A 21,495-nucleotide genomic window follows, 5' to 3' on the forward strand; every position below is an offset into this window, starting at 1 on the left:
TAAGTACCACACAAGTGTGGCAGATCCTCGGGAGGGGGAGTCCATGTCATTCGTTAGAATAACTTGACGTGGCGTACAATCTCTCGTGCACCAAGCCAAAATATCATTTGTTGTTTTTGAGTTGTTCACTAATGTTGAATGCTAAGTCAGTGTAGACTTTCTCTACCAATTTACTTTCAGCTGTAAATGGATCAGCAAAAGGAAATGCAATAATCATTGGTAGCCATTGGACTAAAACGGTGTGGTCTTTAGCTCTAAAACTATAGTCGATTTCAGTATTCTTTAAGTGCGTTGTCAGTGTGTAGTACTGAGTCTGCCATGATGGAACGAAGTAGAATGTGGCACCAGTAATTATGGCTGGAACTACGGCAGCTCCATTGCGTCTAAAAGAAAAGTCGATATCAAGATGAGGTGTGCCGTCCTCGCGAATCTGCCCCCATTCCAATTTAATGCCGTAGCTGTACATTATTTCTTTTAAAAGTCGTTCGTCTTTACTTTCGACGTTTCCTCTAATTAGGTAAGTAACAGTTGTGAACTCTCCAATGGTATTGCTGGGAGCTTCGTGAGTAGGTGTTTGGTTGCCTTGAAAGCGAGCGCATCCTGCTAAAATTACTGTAAGAAAGATTACAAGGTTTTTAATATGTTTAATCATTGGTCTAATAAATATCGGTGTATATTCAATTTTAGTGAGCGTGCATCTTATTGATTTCAAATTAGAGTTCAAAAGTAACTTTTTGTCGTTTAGATAGAATTATTCTAACGAAGAACTTAAGTCGTGACTCCTAACGCCTAGCATCTGATATTCCATTACTGAGTTTCGTGTTTACGGCGCATTGGTTTAGGTTAGGTGGTAGCATTGTTCGCACCTAAATTGGTATTTATACGCTTTGAGGAACTAATGATTCAGAGTATTTATGATGAGATGTGGCAAAGGTTTGAGCTAGCATCAACTCACAACGATTATGAGCTAGACTCGAATCTATTAGATATTGCTAGTGATACCCGAAGGGGGATTACAGCTTTGGCATATTTAAAGCATGCTAATCGTTCTGTTCTTGATGAAATCATGAGCTTTCAGAAAGCAGTATGTGAAATAGAACCCAACCAATACTACCATCCGCTTGAAGAACTGCACCTAACCGTTCTGTCGGTAATTTCATGCGCACCAGAGTTTGAACTCAGCGAAATCAATATTCATTCTTATACCGAAATATTTCGTTCGGTCTTGAGTTCAAATCAACAGATAGAAATAAAATATCAAGGTGTTAGTGCGTCCCCCAATTGCATTCTACTGCAAGGTTTTCCTGTCAGTGATTCTTTGGAACAGTTTAGAAATGAACTTAGAACTCAATTAAGCGAAGCGGGGTTAAGGGTAACTTTTGACAGCCGTTATAAGTTGGTTACAGCGCACAGTTCATTAATTCGGTTCAGAGTTCCAATTAGTGATAGTCGGCAGCTTTTTAGGTTGTGTCAGCAGTATCGAAATTATGATTTCGGTAGCATCGTACTGAAAGACTTTGAACTGGTGTTTAACAACTGGTATCAAAACTTGGCAGTAACGAAGTCTTTGGCTAGAGGTTCTTTGTTAGACTAAACGCGCCTATAACAAGTACCTAAGAGTCAGCCTAAACCCCACATCATCAAATATCCAGTGTACGATTTCAAAAAAACAAACAACTAAATCAGAAACCCCAACACTTGGCATTTTATGCCAGTGTTGGGGTTGTTTTGTTGTTGAAAGCTAACCAAACAGGGCGCCAATAACGGCGCCCTTTGTGTTAGTTGGAAACGCTATAAGTGTCGTAGTCACGCAGTAAAAAGATTGCGACACACGCTGCGAGCATTGGCCAAGAAGCGAAGAATAGAAGGTTGTTGAACGGGTCCATGTATTTTCCAAAAGAGGAAAAGGTTGAGCCTGCATGAAGAACTAAAATGGCTCCGTAGGTGTACTTTTTCCACATGCCTACAACGAATGCGCCTAAAAATCCGAGCTGCGCGACACCCAGAGCCATCATCGCATTGTTCGAGATGTCGATGCCGTAAAAGCCAGACAGTACTTTTGTCGCGTGCTCAGGGACAAGAATCTTATCCAAGCCCCAGAACAAGAAGACGATAAAAATGCCGATTCTCAGCAGTAATAGGCTAGTCGCCAGTTTGGTTTGAAGTGTCTTTTCCATGATATCCCTTGTGATGCATTCAATGATGCGATGATTTAAATGTTCATCAAAGGAGACCCATAGCCTTCGCGTTTTCTTTCGCAGTTTTTCAGTGGCTTATGTAACAGGAAATGTCTGGTTGGTTTGTTCCTCAATGTTATCGGACTCAAAATGCTGCTGCTTGAGTAAGCTGATAGTCAGGTTGATTGGCATCGGTTTATAAAAATAGAAGCCTTGGATATAGTCGACACCTAGCTTAGATAAGATTTTCACTTGTGACTCATACTCGACACCTTCTACGATCACTTGCATGCCTAAGGTGCGTGATAGTTGAAGCATGGATTCTAGCAAAGGGAGACCAAAGCTGGATTCGTCGGATATGTTTTTCACGAACACACGATCGATCTTGAGAATGCTGAACGGGAACTGTCTTACGAAATCTAACCCTGCGTAGCCTGTACCAAAATCATCAATCGCGACTCTTACGCCCATGTTCGATAGCTTGGTTAGATAGATACGTGATGTGCGAAGTACTCGCTAATTCTAAGGAATGTACACAGTTTTCTTGAATATTTTAAGCCATGTTCCATACTTATAAACATCCGGCATCAAATCCTCATTTTACTAGCTAGGTTCCGACTATAGAAAATACATAACTTCAAGGGTGTTTATGAACATTGCTTATTTTTTTCCTCACGTGAAGTTATCGGATTTTGTTTTTTATGTGTTAATGATATTCACTATATTACCAGTATGGTTATATGAATTCCCTGCGATGATTGATTTTCCTCAGCATATAGCCCAGCTCTCAGTTTTAAAAGCGCTCGTTTTTGGTAATGATTTTTATGGTGATTTATATAAAATAAATTGGTTCACGCCGTATATTATAACCAATCTATTTTTGTTGTTTTTTACTTTAGTTTTTTCTCCTGTCATTGCTCTTAAGATAGGTATTACATTTTATTTATTCTCCATCCCTCTATTTACCGGGCTAATTGCGAAGAAAATAAACAAACAGGAAGATATAAGGATCTTAACTATACCATTTCTTTATTGTCTCCCATTTAATTGGGGGTTTATACCATTTTTAATAGCTATTGGTTTTAGTGTAATTTGGTTGTACTACTTTATAGTCTGCGATAACAACCCTAACAGTTTTATTAATATTATTTTTTCGTTTTTTATTATTTACTCTCATGCAATAGCGTGGGGCCTGATTATGGTGTATATATTTTTTATTTGCTTTAAAGATGGGTTTAACTTGTATCTAGTTAAAGGGATTTTAAAGATATTATCTCCCCTAGTGTTTATTATAATCTGGTTGGTTTCATTGAAAAGTGATGCTAGTTTAAACATGGATGAAGATCTTTTCACATACCATTCTGTCATGTATAGATTTTTTAGCTTAATTGGTGCCAATCTTATGGGGAATGATAAAGTTTTTGGCTTTATTAAATTCTGTATTATCTACTATCTAATAAGAGAGTGTTTTTTATTTAAATTGAAAGGGAATATTTATGCAAAATTATCCTGTTTATCTGTTATTATATTTTTAATTTTACCGAATAGGTTGGTATCAACAGGTTTTTTCTCAGATAGATTATTGATATTACTACCTGTTTTTTTTGCCCTCTCTATATCTGAAATAAAATCTAAAAGAAAACTTTACTTACTGACGTCTATTGCTGTTGCTCTAAGTGTCATACCAAGAGTTAATCGTGTCATTGAGAGTAACGAAAACTTAAATGTGGTTTATAAGTTTGAAGCGTTTATCGACGATAGATCGAGGTTAATATTCTTATCCAATAATAATGACTATTCATCAAGTGATTATAAAATTCTTCCTGAACCATATTTTTTGTGGATCCCTCAGATGTTAGTGGTTAAAAAAGAGCTAGAGATAGATTTCAATTTTGCATACTTTCACCCTGAAATGGTTCGATTTTCTAATGAGGTTGATAACAATGTTAAGAATTTTTCATCCAGAACAAGGTATGATTATCCTGAAGTAAAATGGGAAAATTATACATATTACGACTATGTTTTAATTAGAGACTGTTCATTTTTAGATAATGGCATATCTAGGGAGCTTCCTAAAGGAAGCTTTGTTATCGGTAAGACAATAGGTTGTTGGACTCTTTTAATAAGGAATGTTTAATGCATAGTTACGACGATGTTTTTTATGAATATATAAATATTGGTTCTGTTAAATCGGCACGAGTTGTCATTCCTTATATTTCCGAAATTATAAATGTTAGCAGCGTGCTTGATGTTGGTTGTGGGCAAGGAGCTTGGCTAAGTATCTGGGAAGACCAAGATGATATTGAAGTTGTTGGTTTGGATGGAGGTTATGTCAATAGTGAAAGGCTGATGATTGATGAAAGAAATTTTTTTTCAATTGATGTTTCTGAAAAATTTGACCTTAATAAGAGGTTTTCACTGTGTCAGTGCCTTGAAGTTGCGGAACATATTAAAGAGGAATATTCAGATACGCTAATTAGAAACTTATGCATACATTCAGATGTCGTACTTTTTTCTGCCGCTTCTGTTGGGCAAGGTGGGGAAAATCATGTGAATGAAAAACCATATTCTTACTGGAAAAATAAGTTCCACAGTAATGGTTATGATATGTTTGATCCGATTAGGTCGAGGTTGGTTAAACATAATGAAGTCGAGGTATGGTATAAAAATAATATATTTATTTTTGTAAAGAATGGAACGAAATACAGTAATATTTTATCCGATTTTAAAGTAGAGTCAGATGATGACATTAAAGATTACGCATCATTAACAAATAGATCTATTAAGTTTTTTATAAGATTATTTCCGGTTAGAATTATGACATTTATAGCAATTTTCAAAAAACATATATTTGTAATTATTTATAAAATAAAAAGACATCTAAATGTCTCATATTAATTTAATTATTGTGTTAACCAGTGTGGCTTTTGCATCATTAGGACAGCTATTTCTAAAAGTTGGCGCAATAAATATGAATTTTACAAAGTGCTTTCTCAATGTTTGGTTAAGTTTTGGGATAATATGTTATGTTATTGGTGCTATACTTTGGGTTTATGCTTTATCACAAGAAGACCTAATAAAGGTATTTCCTTTTACTGCGCTTACGTTCTTTATAACTTATTTCTTTGGTTACTTTGTTTTAGGCGAAAGTGTAAATAAGTATGATATTTTTGGTTTAATATTAATAATAAGTGGGTTGCTAATTATAGTTAATAACTAGAGGTGAAAGGCTTTGTTGATTCCTAAATTGTGTGTCGTGATTCCTTGTTATAATGAAGAGGATATATTTAGTTACACATTGAATTGTGTTAGTGATTTAATGTTGGAACTGATTGAATCCCAGATGATTTCTACTTCAAGTTATATCTTATTTGTAGATGATGGAAGTAGAGATAGAACTTGGGAGTTAATACTTAAAGCAAGTAAAGATGATTTCTTGGTGAAAGGAATTAAATTAGCAAGCAACGTCGGACACCAAAAAGCACTTTTTGCAGGACTGTCATACATAGATGGTGATATTTCAGTGACCCTCGATGCTGATCTTCAAGATGATATTTACATCATTAAATCTATGCTAGAAAGTTATCGACAAGGTTTTGATGTCGTATTTGGTGTACGAAGCTCCCGAGACTCAGATCGGTGGCTTAAGAAGACCTCTGCAAGATTGTTTTATAAATTGATCTCATTTTTAAGAATTCATCATATTGAAAATCATGCGGACTTTCGTTTGATGTCGCGCAAAGTCACTAGTGCGTTACTGGAACATCGAGAATCTAACCTATATTTACGGGGACTCATTCGTCAGATTGGTTTTAGCTCGAGCATAGTAAAGTATGTAAGAAATGAACGTAGTTTTGGTAAAAGTAAGTATTCATTAAAGAAAATGATCTCTTTAGCCCTTGATGCTATAACTTCTCATTCAATTGTACCTTTACGTGTAATTGCGTGTTTGGGGCTTGTTATTTCTTTTTTTTCTTTTATTGCTGGCATAAACTCTCTCTATATAAAGTTTACAGGTGAAGCTATTGATGGTTGGACATCTTTGATCACTTCAATTTATTTTCTTGGTGGGGTTCAGTTAATGAGTTTAGGTGTGATAGGAGAGTATGTAGGGCGAACCTATATTGAATCGAAAAAAAGACCCGGTTTCTTCATTGACAAAGAAACCGGGTGAGTTTGGATCACATATTGTTTACTAAGCAAGCGTTAAGTTTCTTATGTAACAGGAAATGTCTGGTTGGTTTGTTCCTCAACGTTATCGGACTCAAAATGCTGTTGCTTGAGTAAGCTGATAGTCAGGTTTATCGGCATCGGCTTGTAAAAATAGTAGCCTTGGATGTAGTCGACACCGAGCTTAGATAAGATTTTTACTTGGGATTCGTACTCGACACCTTCGACGATGACTTGCATGCCTAAGGTGCGTGATAGTTGAAGCATGGACTCTAGCAAAGGGAGACCAAAGCTGGATTCGTCGGATATGTTTTTCACGAACACGCGATCAATCTTGAGAATGCTGAACGGGAACTGCCTTACGAAATCTAACCCTGCGTAGCCTGTACCAAAATCATCAATCGCAACTCTTACGCCCATATTCGATAGTTTGGTTAGGTTGTCTTTAATCTTAATCATATCGGCATCAGAACATTCACCATCCTCTGTGACCTCAAATACCACCTGCTTGAGAATGCCTGGGTTCTTCTTGTATATATGACTCACCTTGCTTGCGAAGTTGCTATTTGATAGCACATTCCGGCTTATGTTGACGCTGACATACCTTGATTGAAACAGGTGTTGGTTGCTGTTGATCATGGCTAATACTTCACGTAACACGAAGTACGTGAGGTCTTCTATTAACCCTAAGCTTTCTGCAAGAGGGATGAATATTGCGGGAGAGACGTTACCTTCAATTGGGTCATGCCACCTCAACAGAGACTCACAACCGACTATTTCATGAGTATTATGGTTAACGATGGGCTGCAAGTGGACATGCAAGTGATCGTTTCTTAACGCATCAGATAATGAATACTCTAAGCTTCTGTGGTTTTGTTTATTGTGCCTGATAGACACGGCGATAATTGTCGCGATTCCTGCAAATAGGAAACCGAACCAAGAGTAACGTAAGAGGTAATTAAAGTAATACTGATACCCAATATATGATGTAACGGTTAGTGGGTATTTATCAGAAACAATGACTACTTTCTGTAAATATGTCCCTTCGTTTGGTAAGGATATATTTTTATCAATTACTTTTACTTTTGATTCGATACCAAAATTGGATAGATTTCGATTTACTATGTCGTACAGGAAATGAGGAGGGATCATTAAGCTAATTCCCGCATTATCTTCGTTAGAAGAAATGAGCATGATGGAATTGACTTTAGTGATCGCAGCATTGGTATAAGACAACGTCGTCATGTTGGGATCGGAATTCAAGCGCTCTCTGATGGATTTAAAGAGACGGAATGAGACGTCACCTTCTGTTGTTGAACAATAAAATTGGTCATTTTTATTAAACAACGCCGCTTCTTTAATCCAGTCGGTATCAAAAACCGTTTGTCTCAGCCGAGTAACCACGGACTCGCATGATTGCCCGTGCTCAACCTCAGTCAAAAAGTAATCGAATTGAGATTGAATGTGCCTCAGTTTTTGCTCTAGTTGTTTGGATGAGTCTTCAGTCAACGTTTGGTAATGAAAAGGCGTAGCCGGAATGAGCATTGCCATTGATATACAAAAGGAAACAACGAAGCATAAAGATGTTTTAGCAATATTCGGGTAATTGATATCCATAGTTGGAGTAAGACTACCGATCTAAGTGAGCATTCGATTTAATTTATAAATTTAACGATTAGGTAGCAAGGAAAATGATAAATATTGTGAATGAACGCATGAATTATTGATAAAGATAATGTTTTTTCGATTTTACCAGTAACATATTGATGTTTAGCCGATTTTTCTTTGTGGATTTTACTTGGCTTTGCCGTACTAATACGAATAAAAGATATTTATAACCCTATAAAGACTAGAGTTATAAACGATTAGGATATTGAAGGAAATTGACTCAATAATCTGTGTTTCAGTTAACCGAAACACAGATTATTGATGACAGAATCAAGGATTTTTATGAAAAGAGTGATAACACTGTTCGGTTTGGCTTACTTCTCGTGCTCTGTGCTCGCTGTTGAAAAGACAGTCGATTGCGAGAATGCTATGAACACGCTAGAGATTAATCACTGTGCGGCAATTGAGTTGGAATCTGCACAAGCGGAACTGGATAAATACCTTGCAGCCAGCTTTGAGCACAATGCATATGATGCGGAGTTGGTCAGTTCAATCAAGGTGGCTCAAGACAGCTGGCAGGCGTACATGTCGGCTCATTGTAACTCTGTGTACACCCAATGGCGTGATGGTTCAATACGAGGGGTTATGGCGCTTTCCTGCAAGACGACGTTAACCAAGCAGCGCACGCATGAGGTGTGGGAAAACTTCTTAACCTATATGGACAGCACGCCTCCGGTTTTACCAGAGCCTAAATTAGGGCCGTAGGCAGGTTTAAAATACGTACAGCACTGTGCACCTGCTTCAACCTTTGGCGGGCGAATAAGAAAACGATAGGGGATTGCTTTACTCTTTCGTTCTTAGTCTCCAGCTTGAAGCATTATAGCTTGAAGTATTACCTAGCAAGGATTCGATTATTGAATAATGTCAGTATCACGCTTATTCAGCTTGAAGTTGAATACAAGAACAAACAAAAGAATATTGATTCGGTCTCTGATCTTTTGCAAGCGGAGCCGTCAGTCGGGGATATTACATTACTGCCTGAACTGTTCACGACTGGGTATATTTTTAATGACGCTGAAGAAATTCACGAATTGGCGGAAGACTTCGCCGACAGCAGTACTATTGATTCATTAACGCAGCTTGCAGCGAGGCATCACACCTTGATTGTTGCAGGCATTGCCGAGAAAGATAGCGACCAATATTACAACAGTGTGGTGGTTGTGGATGCTTCCGGTTTACGACACAAATACAGAAAAATCAGTCAAACTAAATTCGATAAGCAGTATTTCTCGAGAGGGGACGAGCGCCTCACGTTTGAGCACAAAGGCTTAAAGTTTGGTGTCGCGATTTGCTTTGATATTTGGTTCCCGGAGATCATGAGAACCTATCAGTCGGTCGACGTTATTCTTCACCCTGCCAATTTCGGCGGGCAGCACAGTTTTGCTATTGCTCAAGCAAGGGCTTTAGAAGAGGGGTGTCATGTCGTGACGTGTAATCGGGTTGGACAGGATGTGGTTGATGCGTTTACCGCGACGTATTGTGGTAACAGCCGAGTCTACTCACCAAAAGGGGAGTTAATGACTCAGCTCAACGACAAGCAATCGGTAGAAACCGTAAGTATTCAAGATCTCTCGATTGCGCCGCAATACAATGGCGTTGATGTTGAAGATGAGATGCAGCAAATGACCGCTCTCTTAAACCGCTAAACCGTTAAATCGCTAGAACAGAGACTAGCGCGGTATAAGATCGAAAAACGCAAGGTGATTAAGCCTTGCGTTTTAGCTTGGGAACGAAGCGTTCTTAAGCTTGATCGTTCATTTGATTCAGATGCTCGACTGAATGAGCGTTTTTCATCCGCTGCGCTTGATGGATATTGACCATAAGGCGATTGAGCAGCTTTTGCAGTCGTTCAATATCCGGCAATTGTTGATTTTTGGCTTCGACTTCTAGCTCCAATGCCTGCTTAGAAAGCATGTTAAGACCTAAGTTCAGTGACATGCCTTTAATGGAGTGCAGGGTGCGACAAAGTGGCTCTAATTCTTTCGCTAAATAGTATTCGATGACGCGATCAACTGACTGTTCGAACTCAATAATGGTTGAGTCGATGAGTAAGCTGAACCCTTCCTTGTCATCTTTCAGTATTTGTATCACTTCTGAATGGCTGATCTCTTCTTCCGTTAACCTTAACGTTTCAATAGGCTTACGATGAAGCTCAACAATGTTTTCATTCTCACTCGAACCTTTGACTGCTGTTTGTTTCGGTAATCGACTTGAGAACTGTTGTAGGGCGTCGAAGAAACTCTCTTGCTGCAGAGGCTTGGTCAGAATGTGGTCGACACCTGCCTGAATAAAGTTGTCATGCGCTTCACGGAATACATCGGCCGTGTAAGCGAATATCAAGGTATCGAGTTTCAGTTTTTCGCGGATGTAATTTGTTGTCTCGACCCCGTTCATTTCAGGCATATGATTGTCCATCAAGATAAGGTCATATTGAGTGGTTTTGAGGCGTTCAATCGCCAATTTACCGTTCTCCGCATGCTCAACATGATGGCCGAGTTTTTCACAGAAGCCTTGTGCAACAATGGCATTAATACGGTTATCTTCCACCAACAGGATACTTAACGAGTCAAAGCTGAGAGTTTCTGCATCGACAGTATGGGTCGCGATGTCTTTTGTTTTGCTTTCTTGCCATGTGATAGGCAGAGAGACTTGGAATTTTGTACCAAGCCCAACTGCACTGGTTAATGTGATTTCTCCATTCATGAGGTTGACTAGGTTCTTGACGATTGCGAGGCCAAGCCCTGTTCCGCCAAACTTCCTTGTTGTGGAAGTGTCTGCTTGTTCGAACGAATTGAATACCTGCTCGTGCTTATCTTTCGGGATACCAACCCCGGTGTCTGTCACGGTGAGAATCAGCTGGTTGTTGGGGCGATTGAGGTCAGCTTGTATGGACACATGACCTTCTTTGGTGAATTTGGTCGCATTGCCACCCAAGTTGAACATGATTTGGCGTAGCCTTGCACAGTCTCCGACGAGTTGGATGTTTTTCGGTATGTTATTTTCGATCAACAGGCGAATGCCTTTTTCATCGGCTAAGGGTTTTAGTGCGCTGCATACAGGCTGCATGACTTGAATAAAATTAAAGGGAGCCACGTCTAGCTCAAGCTTGTTTTCTTCGACTTTTGAGAAGTCAAGAATGTCGTTGAGTATCGTCATCAAGTGGTGACCAGAATCGAGAATGATGTTGATGTTCTCTTTTGTTTCGGGTTCTTGGGTCTGGCTTGCAATGATTTGAGATATTCCAAGAACGCCGTTCATTGGCGTTCTGATCTCGTGGCTCATGGTAGACAGAAAATCGCCCTTAGCTTTTACTGCGGCTTCAGCTTTGGTTCGTTCAGCGATTAGCTCCTGATTTTTCGCTCGCATTTCATTGTCGTTTTTTACCAGGTTTGTTGCCATTGTTTGAAAGCTATGGCTGAGGTGAGCAACTTCGTCTTGAGCGTTAATGTTTGAGTAAAGCTTGAGGGTCGATGCCCCTTCTTTTAAATGGCCAGCAGCAACTTGGTTTGCGGCTGCGAGTAGTATGTCTATTCTTCGTTTAATGCGGTTTGATGACCACGCCGCCACAAGCAATGAGATAAATGCTGAAAATAGGGTACTGACAACCAGTACGTAAGTGGTTTGGTTGGCGGAGTTAACGGACTTATCGACTCTGACTCTGATAAGTTGCTGTTCAATATCGATAAATTGAGCGATCTCTTTACGGATTTTATCGATCAGTTGTTTTCCGGTCTGTTGTTGAGTGAGGTAGACGACACTTTGCATGTCCGCTTCGCCCTTATTGACGAGGTTGCGTTGCATGATCTCTTTCTCGCCCGACTCCTTTAGCCATGTCTTATGAATATCATCGATTCTTTTGAGGCGTTCAACTTGAGGGGGGTTGTCACTCACTTGAGTTGATAGGCTTTGCATTTTTTGACGCCAAACATCCAGTGCCAGATGATAGGGCTGTAAAAATACGGGATCGCCAGTGATTAGGTAGCCGCGTTGTCCGGTTTCCATATCCACAATTAGGTTAAGCAGCTCTTGAGCTCGGGCTATGGCTTTGTGAGTGTGAACAACCCAATGGTTATCTTTCACAATAGATTGGGTGTTTTCATACACAGAGAAAGAGACGATGACCATCAAAGTGATAGGAATTAAAAAGCTGACTAATAGCTTTTTTTGTAGGGATATATTGTCAAACCAACCTGCGATCATACAACTACGCTCTCCATGCCGTTGTTATTTAATATTAGTGTAGATGAATTAGTCGTTAATTGCGTGAATAGTTGCTGAGTGCGCAAATGCATATTTTAGCGTGTAAGTTTTGAATATTAACGGCATTTTAGGGGCGAGTAAGTGGCGTTATTATGTTCCAAAGACAAAAAAGCTAGCTCAATAAGCTAGCTTTCAATGGTGTGATGAGTGTGGTGAGTACTAAATCGCTTTTACACTGCTTCGTTCAACAAGAGTAGGTTCAAGTTCAACGACTTGCGGATAAGCATCTGGAGTTTGTAATCTGCTTAGTAAGGTATCGACTGCGGCTTTACCCAAACGATGTTTTGGCTGGTGGACAGTGCTTAACGCGGGGGTCATGTACTTCGACAGGTGGATGTCATCGTAGCCAATGATAGACAGATCATTCGGAATCGATGTGCCATCTTGCGCCGCAGCGTGAATCACGCCCATCGCCATCATATCGTTACTTACGAACAAGGCAGACGGCATTTCGCCACGAGTTTTCAATGTCTGATAAGAGTCAAAACCACCGTCACATTCAAAGTTGGATTCAACAATCCACTTAGGGTTGATCTCTAAATTTGCTTCTTCCATTGCTTGCTTGAAGCCTTGATAACGAGACGAAGCTTGATTGCGGTGCAGTGGGCCTGTGATACAACCAATTTGAGAATGGCCGTTATCTATCAAGTGCTTAGTTGCCATGTAGCCACCTTGATGCGAGTTGTCTTGGATTTTATCACTTGCGAACAGCATTGGACCCCAGTCCATAACCACGACAGGTAACTCTGGGTAGCGCTCGAACACATCGATATGTTGACCTTCAAGCGTTGAACACATCAGCATCAAGCCATCGACACGCTTTTGCAGCAAAGTATCGATAGAGGACTTCATGCGTTCGCTATCGCCTTCGGTGTTACACAAGATAAGGTTGTAGCCTTTTTCGTAGCAACGACGTTCCACACCCTTTACCACTTCACCAAAGAAGGGGTTGGTGGATGTGGTCACTAGCATTCCCAAGGTTTTGGTTTGCTTCATTTTCAAGCTGCGAGCCAATGCAGACGGTGCGTAGTTGAGTTCTTTAGCCGCACTGTTAACACGCTCAGCAATCTCTTCACTGACAAAGCGTGATTTGTTGATCACGTGGCTCACGGTAGAAGTCGAAACCTTTGCGAGCCGTGCGATGTCTTTCATTGTTGCCATAAAAAATCCTTGTGGGAATAACCTTCCACGTTGGGCGATATTCTGCCTGAAAACAGGGGCTTATGCTTGTTATTTGTTGTTACCGAATTTGAAGGCTAACATCCGTTAACCACGGTTTAGCTCAGGAGTTAAGCCTTCAAATAGGTATCAAGCTAAGCGGACAGTTGCTCTGCCAAAAACGCATCAGTTTCAGCACGGCTTGGAATCGATGTTTGAGCACCAAAGCGAGTTACTGAAATTGCCGCCGCAGCGTGAGCAAACTTAATCGCACGCTCAAGTGGCATGTCTTCAAGCAAGCCTGTCACCAACGCGCCATTGAAAGTGTCACCAGCGGCAGTTGTGTCTGTTGCTTCAACACGAAAGCCTGCGACTAATTCACCTTCGCTGACTTCATTGCCTTGACCGCGATGACTCACCCAAACGCCTTTCGCGCCTAGCGTGATCATTACCGTTTCGATACCTTTAGCATGCAGAGCCAACGCAGCCTGATGAGCAGACGCGTTGTCCGTCACGGTTATGCCCGTTAGCACTTCAGCTTCGGTTTCGTTTGGTGTAATCACGTCAACACAAGCAAGCAGCGAATCCGATAATGGACGAGCAGGTGCCGGGTTTAGAATCACTTGCGTGCCACTCTCTTTTGCTACTTTTGCTGCGTATTCAATGCCTTCAATTGGCGTTTCAAGTTGAGTCAGCAGGTACTTAGCATCGCGAATCTTCTCTAGATGCGGCTCGATTTGATCGCAAGTCAGCTTGTCGTTGGCTTCCGCAGAAAGACAAATACTGTTTTCGCCTGTTGCTGATACTTGGATCATCGCTATGCCAGTAGGCGTCTTGTCTGCAACGATCACACCGTCGATGTTGATACCATCTTTAGCAAAATCTTGACGAATGTTGATGCCAAATGGGTCGTCACCAACACAGGCGATGAAGCCAATGTCTGCGTTTAATCTTGCTGCCGCTACGGCTTGATTTGCGCCTTTGCCGCCAGGAATGACCTGATAGTTACCGCCAATCAAGGTTTCACCCGGACGAGGGAACGAAGGAACTTGCAGTACGTGGTCAGCGTTAACGCTACCTAAAACAATCAGTTGAGTCATGATACGAGCCTTATGATATATCGTATTTGAAAATGCATGGGTCTTTCTCATTACGTTAATTCACATTACGTTGATTGCTAGCCTTATCAGCGGCTTATGAGAAACAGCGATGCACTGTCGGGGTTTTGCTTTTATGTTAAGTCAGTGAGCTAATGAGTTAAGCAAAGCAGGGGATAGGGGACCCCTGCTTTATATCGCGTTACTTAGTAACGATTACTTAGCGATGATTTTTAGAGGTACTGGTACGTACTCGTCTACTGTTTCGCCTTTCAGTACTTTGTCTGCCATTTCGATACCTAGAGAACCGATTAGGTCAGGTTGTTGTGCAACTGTTGCGCCAAGTAGGCCGCGGTTAACTGCTGCGATGCCGTCTTCAGTGCCATCAAAGCCAACGATCATCACTTCTTTACCTGAAGCTTGAACTGCGCGAAGTGCGCCTAGTGCCATTTCATCGTTCTGAGCGAATACTGCTTGTACGTCTGGGTTAGCGGCAAGCAAGTTTTCCATTACGTTCAGACCTTTAGTACGGTCGAAATCAGCAGGTTGGCTTGCAAGAAGCTCAAGGTCGCTGCCGTTTACTGCGTTCATGAAGCCTTCACCACGTTCACGAGCAGCAGAAGTACCAGCGATACCTTCAAGTTGGATTACTTTCGCTTTTTCACCCACTTTTTCCATGATGAAGTGACCTGCCATTTCACCGCCGATTACGTTATCAGAAGCGATGTGGCTCACTACGTCACCACGGCTTGCACCACGGTCTAGCGTTAGTACAGGGATGTTTGAACGGTTAGCAATGCGAATAGCGTTAGATACAGCGTCTGAATCCGTTGGGTTAATCAGGATTGCTTTAACACCACGAATGGTTAGATCTTCAATGTTCGAAAGCTCTTTGCTTGGGTCGTTTTGAGAATCCAGAACGATAAGCTTGTAGCCTAGCTCTTCCGCTTTCGCTTCTGCGCCATCTTTCATGGTTACGAAGAATGGGTTGTTCAATGTAGACAGAACGATTGCCATTGTATCTTGCGCCTGTGCAGACACAGATACCGTTGTAGAAAGAAGAGCAGCAGAAATAAGAGTCGCTAATTTTTTCATGGTGTAAGTCCTTTGTGTAGGGTGAGCTAGGAGGTGAGTCCTAGCTCGTAGTTACATTATTTATAGATTCTAATATTTTAAGGTAAAACAGGGTGTTACTTGTATTAACCTAGAGTGTGAATAGGTTTTATTTGTTTTTGTTGTCGACCAATACCGCCAGAAGAATAACCACTGCTTTTGCAATCATCTGGTAGTAAGAAGATACGTCTAATAGGTTTAGGGCGTTGTTTAGGAAACCGATAATCAGAGCACCAATCAATGTGCCCATGATGCGACCACGACCGCCGGCTAAGCTTGTGCCACCCAGTACTACGGCTGCAATGGCGTCTAATTCATAACCCATACCTGCGGTAGGTTGAGCTGAGGACAAACGAGATGCCACGATGATGCCTGCCACTGCTGCTAGCAGACCACAGATTGCGTAAACGCCGATTTTTACTTTGTCTACGTCGATGCCTGATAGGCGAGTTGCAGATTCGTTGCCACCCAATGCGTAAACGTAGCGACCAAAGCGGGTGTGGTTAAGTAGGTACCATACCGCTGCGAATACCACGACCATGATCCATACTGGAACTGGGATGCCCATTGCGTAGCCTGTACCGAACCAAGCGAATGCGTCTGCTGTGTCAGTAAAACCAGTCGAGATAGGACGACCATCGGTGTAAACCATGGTCACGCCGCGCAATAGAGTCATGGTTACAAGCGTTGCGATGAAGGCTTGTACTTTACCCTTGGCGATAATCACACCACTGATAGCACCCAATGCTGCACCGGCTACTAGAGCGGTTGGCACGGCGATCATCACTGGGATTTCCATGCCAATCATGCTGGCTGCGAATGCACCACAAAGTGCCAGTACAGAGCCAACACTCAAGTCGATACCCGCGGTTAAGATAACCAGAGTCATACCCACAGCGATAATTGCGTTAACCGAGGTTTGGCGCAGAATGTTTAGGATGTTGTCGACAGTAAAGAAGTTCGGGTTTAAGAAAGAAACGACAACAATCAGGAAGATCAAAGCAATCAATGACTTTTGATCAATCAGCCACTCTTTGCTGATTAACGGTTTTTTCTTTGGAGCTTCAGTTGTTTTGCTCATGGTTTTAGTACTCATGCTGCGTCCTCGTTGATCTTTTTACCGACCGCACACGCCAGTAATAATTCTTGGTTTGCTTCTTTAGCATCAAATTCACCGCTTACACGGCCTTCATGCATCACCATGATGCGGTCACTCATTCCTAATACTTCTGGCATTTCAGATGAGACTAAGATGATGCTCATGCCATCGGCTTTAAATTTATTAATGAGTTGGTAAATCTCTTTCTTAGCACCGACATCGACACCACGCGTTGGCTCGTCGAGAATCAGTACTTTTGGTTTGGTCATCAAGCCTTTAGCGATAGCCACTTTCTGTTGGTTACCACCAGAAAGGTTGCCAATGATTTGCTCGCGAGTCGGGGTTTTGATGTTGAATAACTTGATGAAGTCATCAACTGCGATCACTTCGTCTTTATGTTGGATTTGACCGCTCTTTGTTAGTAGGTCAAGTGAACAAAGAGACATGTTCTCTTTAACAGAAAGCCCTAGAACTAAGCCATCGCCTTTTCGGTCTTCAGAGATGTAAGCAATGCCATTGGCCAAGCCGTCTTTCGGGCTTACAGGGTTGATGGTTTTGTTTTCTAAGTTGATGACGCCGCGTTCACTTGGAAGGGCACCGTAAATCACTTTCATCAGCTCGGTACGACCTGCGCCCATTAGGCCAGATACACCCAGGATTTCACCGCGTTTTAGCGTAAAGCTCACATCGTGAACACCAGAACCAGTTAAGCCAATCACTTCAAGACAAGTTTCACCATGGCTCTGGCCGATACGTGGATACTGTTCGTCTAGCTTACGACCAACCATCATTTCGATTAGGCCATCTTCGTCGGTGTCTTTTACTTCACACTGACCAATGAACTTACCGTCACGCAGTACAGTGATGTCATCACAAATCTCGAAGATCTCTTTCAAACGGTGAGAGATGTAAACAATGCCACAGCCTTCATCGCGCAGTTCGTTAATCACCTTAAACAGAGATTCAGTTTCGGTATCGGTTAGCGCATCGGTTGGTTCATCCATGATGATGACCTTAGATTCAAACGATAGGGCTTTCGCGATCTCTACCATTTGCTGCTCACCAAGGCTCAACTGGCCTAAAGGTGTTTTCGAGCTGTGTTTTACGTTAAGGCGTTTAAGTAGCTTGTCGGCTTCTTGGTACATCTCGTTCCACAAGATGCGACCCATGGTGCCCGTGATTTCACGACCTAAGAAGATGTTCTCGGCGATGGTTAACTCAGGAATTAGGTTCAGTTCTTGGTGAATGATACTAATGCCTGCTTGCTGAGAGTCACGCGGTCCTTTAAATGCAGCAGGTTTTCCTTGGTAGGCGATAGTGCCGCCGTCCAAGTGGTAGATACCTGTCAGCACTTTCATGAGCGTTGATTTACCTGCACCGTTTTCACCCATTAACGCCATTACGCGTCCTGGATAAACGTTGAGGCTTGCCTTATCCAGTGCTTTAACACCAGGGAAGGCTTTCTCAATTGAGCTAAGTTCTAAAATGGCTTGAGTCATGTCGGTTCCTTTACTCGGGGCCAGTTGTATTTGATTGTTCTGTCTATGCATTGTTTTGGTTCAGTGATGACACTGAGCTGTCGTTGCGTTTTGCTTGAGCTAAAAGGTTACGCCAGCTTGGAAGATAACATTTGCGTATGGCGTGCATTCACCGGTGCGAATTACCGCGCGGCTTTCATGCGTTCGCTGTTTGAATTCTTCATGAGTGATGTAAGTAATCGAAAGCGATTTGCCACAACGTGCTTCTTCAGTCTTGATTAAATCAATCAGCGCAGCGTGGTGTTCTGGGCTTACTTTCGCAAACTCTTCTGCAATCACAACGCCTTCGATTTGAGATTCATCCAGCATGGTTTTTACCGTTTGCTGAAAGCTTGGGACACCGTGAGTCAAAGCAAGATCAATACGAGTTACGTGGTCTGGAATTGGTAAGCCCGCGTCACAAATCGTGATTTCATCTGTGTGGCCAAGAGTCGCCACTAGGTAAGAGAGTTCAGAGTTTATTAGAGTACTTTTTTTCATATCACGACCTATCGAAAAATAACGCTTGATGGGTTGAGAACAACTCAAGAAAAGCCATCGAAACGTTTCGATAGTGATAATAGTGTCTGATTTATCATTTGCACGTTTGATTGTTTTAGAGTGTGATAATGATCATCGAAACGTTTCGATGGGGCGTTTTTTGGTGATCTTAGTCACCGCCATTGATTGCATAAATCCTTTATGTGGGTTCAATCGATAGCGCATATCCAAACTTACTGATGGTAATGATATGGACGTTTTGTGCTCTTAATCGCGCGAACACATTGCGTAGGTTATAGACGACGTTAGCAAGAACATGCGGTGACGAGAGTTGCCCGTCCCAACACACATCAACAATATGCTCTCTTGAAATCGGTCTTCCCACATTTTCCAATAACAAGCAGAGCACTGCTAATAGGTGAGGGCGCAAGGTGATTTTGTTTCCTTGCTGATTGGTAATCGTTCGAGCGTCGATATCAATGATTAAGCCGTTGAAGTCTATTGTGTGGTTCATCGTGTTTTCTGTTCGTCTTATTCTGAATTGTGGAGATTGAGCAAAACTGGCCTGCTGTTGGAGCGGGTAACTAGTTAAGTGTGCTAATGGTCGAAGTGGGCGGATTATGCAAAATCACACCACGCTTGAAAGTAAGCCTGCGTAAGCTCATGAGAATAAAATCTAAAAATGGGATGGTTTGAAAAATGGAGGGAAGGTTATTCTGAATAAATGACAGGTTTTTATTTCTAGTTTATTCAGTGGGTTATTTGGTTTTTACTGGTTATGTTGGCTGAAGTTACAAAGTGATTATATTTTTATTTATTTTTTTGTTTTCTGTGAGATTAACCTGCTTGCCAATTCGACGGGGTGTCGGATAACTCTAACAAGATTGTGCAGCACAGGAAGGCGTAACAATCTTGATTTGCACTAAGTAAGGTCAAGCAGTAATGAACAACAAATTTATTCTAAGTATCGCGATGATGTCAGCATTTGCAGCAAACAATGTAATGGCAGCAGACAGTGGTTTTTACCTAGGCGGTGCAATCGGTACATCTGGTATTGATGATGGCGGGCTAACTGACACGATCAATGAGCCTATTACTTTTAAAGCCGAAGACAATACTTACCGATTAATTGCTGGTTACAAATTTAACCGTATTGTTTCGGTTGAAGCTCAATACACAGATTTTGGTGATATAGCCCTGAAAACGAAATCTGGTAATAAGGTTTTCACTTGGACACCTCAGATCTTTTCGGTAACGGCAAACCTCGGTTACACATTTGATAATGGCATTCGCCCTTTTGGCATCATTGGCTTGTCGACGATTGATTTAGACCAGTCGCTGCCAGTGCTTGATGACGATAGTGGTGAGGGTATTCGCTATGGTTTCGGAGTGGAGTACACACCGAAACAGGCTAGAAACGTTAGCTTTAGGTTAGGTTATGAAGCGGATGCATTTGTGATTGAGAGCGATTCAGCTTTTGAAAATGATAAAGATCTCGTGATCGATTCATTCTACCTAGGCGCAATGTATAACTTCTAATTTTCACACTTTGCTAAACGGTAAATCGGTTTCTAAATGGGGCGTCGGTTGGCTCAACCCGTTTAGCTAAAGTGGAAGGCCGCAGTTTTTGACTGCGGCTTTTTTATGTTTAACTCTAGGCTTCACGAATATGAGCGGTGACAGACACGATGGCATGGTCGGTACTGAATTGGTCATGCTCAAAACTTGGATTGATGAGGTGATGGTCTAACACTGTGTAGTTAGAGATCTCCATTAAGCTAGACGAGTTCTGACAATCAAACTCGTTCGACATCAAAATGTAGTCCAGTACAGACCCAGAAGCGCCGTAGTAATGGGTTGGTTTACGCTGTTCAAGCAAGTCTTCTTCATGTAGCTGATGGTAAAGATCCCAGCTGTCTTTCAAGCGAAAGTGGGATAGCCAATGCTTGCTGTTTTCGTCTCGGTTGATTGAGTAACTCAACAGCCCTTTAAACTCGTCGTTGAATAGAGGCTTATTAAAGTCACCCATCAACACAACAGGTTGATCGGTTTGGTAACGTTGATGGGTGATGTACTGATGCAACATCTGAGCTTCTAGACCGCGTTGGACACTCGATAGCCAAGAACCAAGCTGTTCTTGGTGGAAGCGGGTGAGCGTGTCACTTTGTGGTTTTTCACCTTGCAGTGCGTTGTCCGAATCGACAGGTTCTGCTTTTGGTTCTGTCGGACGCTGTGATTTGAAGTGCACCACATAACAGTCGGTCGAACCTAAATGGGGTAACGTAATCGTCGCGTGAACAGGCGTTCTGTTGAATGAGAATTTATCGCCAAGGTTGAATGCTTTCAGTAACGTCGAATCTGGCGTAACAGGCTGTACGTTTTCAATTGGGTAACGGGAAGCAATACCAACGACAGGTGAGGTGTATAGGTAATCATCTTCAACGTGTGCGCTATCGACTACCGCAAAGTATGGATAACCTAGCTCGTTCATCAATTGCTCTAAAGACTGCGGGCTAAATATCTCTTGGAAGCCAATCACATCGCAATCTAATGAACGAATCGCTTCAGCCATCCAATGTTGCTTCTTCTGCCATTCTTCGAAGCTGTAGATGTTCTCAAAATCATAATAAGCATTCGGTGGCTCGAGATAGTTCAGAAGGTTGAACGTTGCGAATGTTATTTGGTTTGGTTTGTTCAAAGTGTCATTCCATTTAGACCTAGGCTGCAAGGATACT

20 protein-coding genes and 1 pseudogene are annotated in these 21,495 nt (G+C 41.7%); 8 read left to right on the forward strand and 13 right to left on the reverse strand.

The genetic code is table 11. The features are described from left to right. Nucleotides 1-103 precede the first annotated feature (103 nt). The gene (locus tag MSG35_RS12210) at nt 104-652 is read right to left on the reverse strand and encodes a hypothetical protein (protein ID WP_248384051.1); all 549 of its coding nucleotides are present in this window, start codon (nt 650-652) and stop codon (nt 104-106) included. Between the two features lie 246 nt (nt 653-898). Between MSG35_RS12210 and MSG35_RS12215 the strand changes: the two genes are divergently transcribed. Next, nucleotides 899-1,594, forward strand: coding sequence for a hypothetical protein (locus MSG35_RS12215; protein ID WP_248384366.1), 696 nt, complete (start codon nt 899-901; stop codon nt 1,592-1,594). A 184-nt stretch (nt 1,595-1,778) separates the two neighbouring features. On the opposite strand, the gene MSG35_RS12220 is transcribed toward MSG35_RS12215, so the two are convergent. Then, nucleotides 1,779-2,177, reverse strand: a complete 399-nt coding sequence (locus MSG35_RS12220) for a hypothetical protein (protein WP_048613463.1) — start codon at nt 2,175-2,177, stop codon at nt 1,779-1,781. A 96-nt stretch (nt 2,178-2,273) separates the two neighbouring features. Then, a pseudogene (locus tag MSG35_RS12225) lies at nt 2,274-2,666 on the reverse strand (EAL domain-containing protein); the annotation flags it as partial. Between the two features lie 160 nt (nt 2,667-2,826). On the opposite strand from MSG35_RS12225, the gene MSG35_RS12230 reads away from it, so the two are divergent. From MSG35_RS12230 to MSG35_RS12245, 4 genes are read left to right on the forward strand one after another with little or no spacing between them, the layout of a single operon-like run. Beyond that, on the forward strand, nt 2,827-4,314 hold the full coding sequence (locus MSG35_RS12230) for a hypothetical protein (RefSeq protein WP_248384052.1): 1,488 nt from the start codon (nt 2,827-2,829) through the stop codon (nt 4,312-4,314). Beyond that, nucleotides 4,314-5,075 carry a methyltransferase domain-containing protein gene (locus tag MSG35_RS12235; protein ID WP_248384053.1) on the forward strand — a complete coding sequence of 254 codons (762 nt, stop codon included), beginning with the start codon at nt 4,314-4,316 and terminating at the stop codon, nt 5,073-5,075. Before MSG35_RS12230 ends, MSG35_RS12235 begins: the two co-directional genes overlap by 1 nt. Further along, nucleotides 5,062-5,397, forward strand: coding sequence for an EamA family transporter (locus MSG35_RS12240; RefSeq protein ID WP_248384054.1), 336 nt, complete (start codon nt 5,062-5,064; stop codon nt 5,395-5,397). The genes MSG35_RS12235 and MSG35_RS12240 overlap by 14 nt, the downstream gene beginning before the upstream one ends. A 12-nt stretch (nt 5,398-5,409) precedes the next feature. Continuing rightward, complete coding sequence (locus MSG35_RS12245; RefSeq protein WP_248384055.1) at nt 5,410-6,351, forward strand: glycosyltransferase family 2 protein; 942 nt, start codon at nt 5,410-5,412, stop codon at nt 6,349-6,351. Nucleotides 6,352-6,392: 41 nt separating this feature from the next. Here the strand turns inward: MSG35_RS12245 and MSG35_RS12250 are convergent, their stop codons facing one another. Continuing rightward, complete coding sequence (locus tag MSG35_RS12250; protein WP_348983482.1) at nt 6,393-7,964, reverse strand: EAL domain-containing protein; 1,572 nt, start codon at nt 7,962-7,964, stop codon at nt 6,393-6,395. 333 nt (nt 7,965-8,297) lie between these two features. On the opposite strand from MSG35_RS12250, the gene MSG35_RS12255 reads away from it, so the two are divergent. Continuing rightward, on the forward strand, nt 8,298-8,720 hold the full coding sequence (locus MSG35_RS12255) for a lysozyme inhibitor LprI family protein (RefSeq protein WP_248384057.1): 423 nt from the start codon (nt 8,298-8,300) through the stop codon (nt 8,718-8,720). Nucleotides 8,721-8,869: 149 nt separating this feature from the next. Then, nucleotides 8,870-9,661, forward strand: coding sequence for a carbon-nitrogen hydrolase family protein (locus MSG35_RS12260; RefSeq protein ID WP_248384058.1), 792 nt, complete (start codon nt 8,870-8,872; stop codon nt 9,659-9,661). A 94-nt stretch (nt 9,662-9,755) separates the two neighbouring features. Here the strand turns inward: MSG35_RS12260 and MSG35_RS12265 are convergent, their stop codons facing one another. From MSG35_RS12265 to MSG35_RS12300, 8 genes are all read right to left on the reverse strand, one after another. Next, on the reverse strand, nt 9,756-12,215 hold the full coding sequence (locus MSG35_RS12265; RefSeq protein WP_248384059.1) for a CHASE3 domain-containing protein: 2,460 nt from the start codon (nt 12,213-12,215) through the stop codon (nt 9,756-9,758). A 219-nt stretch (nt 12,216-12,434) separates the two neighbouring features. Next, nucleotides 12,435-13,436, reverse strand: coding sequence for a substrate-binding domain-containing protein (locus tag MSG35_RS12270; protein WP_248384060.1), 1,002 nt, complete (start codon nt 13,434-13,436; stop codon nt 12,435-12,437). A 152-nt stretch (nt 13,437-13,588) separates the two neighbouring features. Beyond that, nucleotides 13,589-14,533 (reverse strand): ribokinase, encoded by a 945-nt coding sequence (gene rbsK / locus MSG35_RS12275; protein WP_248384062.1) that lies wholly within the window; start codon nt 14,531-14,533, stop codon nt 13,589-13,591. Nucleotides 14,534-14,746: 213 nt separating this feature from the next. Beyond that, nucleotides 14,747-15,625 (reverse strand): ribose ABC transporter substrate-binding protein RbsB, encoded by an 879-nt coding sequence (gene rbsB, locus MSG35_RS12280; protein ID WP_081230700.1) that lies wholly within the window; start codon nt 15,623-15,625, stop codon nt 14,747-14,749. A 127-nt stretch (nt 15,626-15,752) separates the two neighbouring features. Further along, a complete protein-coding gene (gene rbsC, locus MSG35_RS12285) occupies nt 15,753-16,739 on the reverse strand; it encodes a ribose ABC transporter permease (RefSeq protein ID WP_017082395.1) in 987 nt (328 codons plus the stop codon). Further along, nucleotides 16,736-18,241: a ribose ABC transporter ATP-binding protein RbsA gene (rbsA, locus tag MSG35_RS12290; RefSeq protein ID WP_009844906.1), complete on the reverse strand. Its 1,506-nt coding sequence runs from the start codon at nt 18,239-18,241 to the stop codon at nt 16,736-16,738. The genes rbsC and rbsA overlap by 4 nt, the downstream gene beginning before the upstream one ends. Before the next feature lie 99 nt (nt 18,242-18,340). Next, nucleotides 18,341-18,760, reverse strand: a complete 420-nt coding sequence (rbsD, locus tag MSG35_RS12295; protein ID WP_017060853.1) for a D-ribose pyranase — start codon at nt 18,758-18,760, stop codon at nt 18,341-18,343. A 199-nt stretch (nt 18,761-18,959) separates the two neighbouring features. Then, a complete protein-coding gene (locus tag MSG35_RS12300; protein ID WP_019823680.1) occupies nt 18,960-19,274 on the reverse strand; it encodes a winged helix-turn-helix domain-containing protein in 315 nt (104 codons plus the stop codon). Nucleotides 19,275-19,702: 428 nt separating this feature from the next. Between MSG35_RS12300 and MSG35_RS12305 the strand changes: the two genes are divergently transcribed. Then, nucleotides 19,703-20,299: a porin family protein gene (locus MSG35_RS12305; RefSeq protein WP_248384063.1), complete on the forward strand. Its 597-nt coding sequence runs from the start codon at nt 19,703-19,705 to the stop codon at nt 20,297-20,299. Between the two features lie 115 nt (nt 20,300-20,414). Here the strand turns inward: MSG35_RS12305 and MSG35_RS12310 are convergent, their stop codons facing one another. Further along, complete coding sequence (locus tag MSG35_RS12310; RefSeq protein ID WP_248384064.1) at nt 20,415-21,458, reverse strand: endonuclease/exonuclease/phosphatase family protein; 1,044 nt, start codon at nt 21,456-21,458, stop codon at nt 20,415-20,417. Nucleotides 21,459-21,495: the final 37 nt, after the last annotated feature.

Origin of the sequence: Vibrio sp. 1CM23M, assembly GCF_023161755.1 — a bacterium.
Taxonomy (GTDB): domain Bacteria; phylum Pseudomonadota; class Gammaproteobacteria; order Enterobacterales; family Vibrionaceae; genus Vibrio; species Vibrio coralliirubri.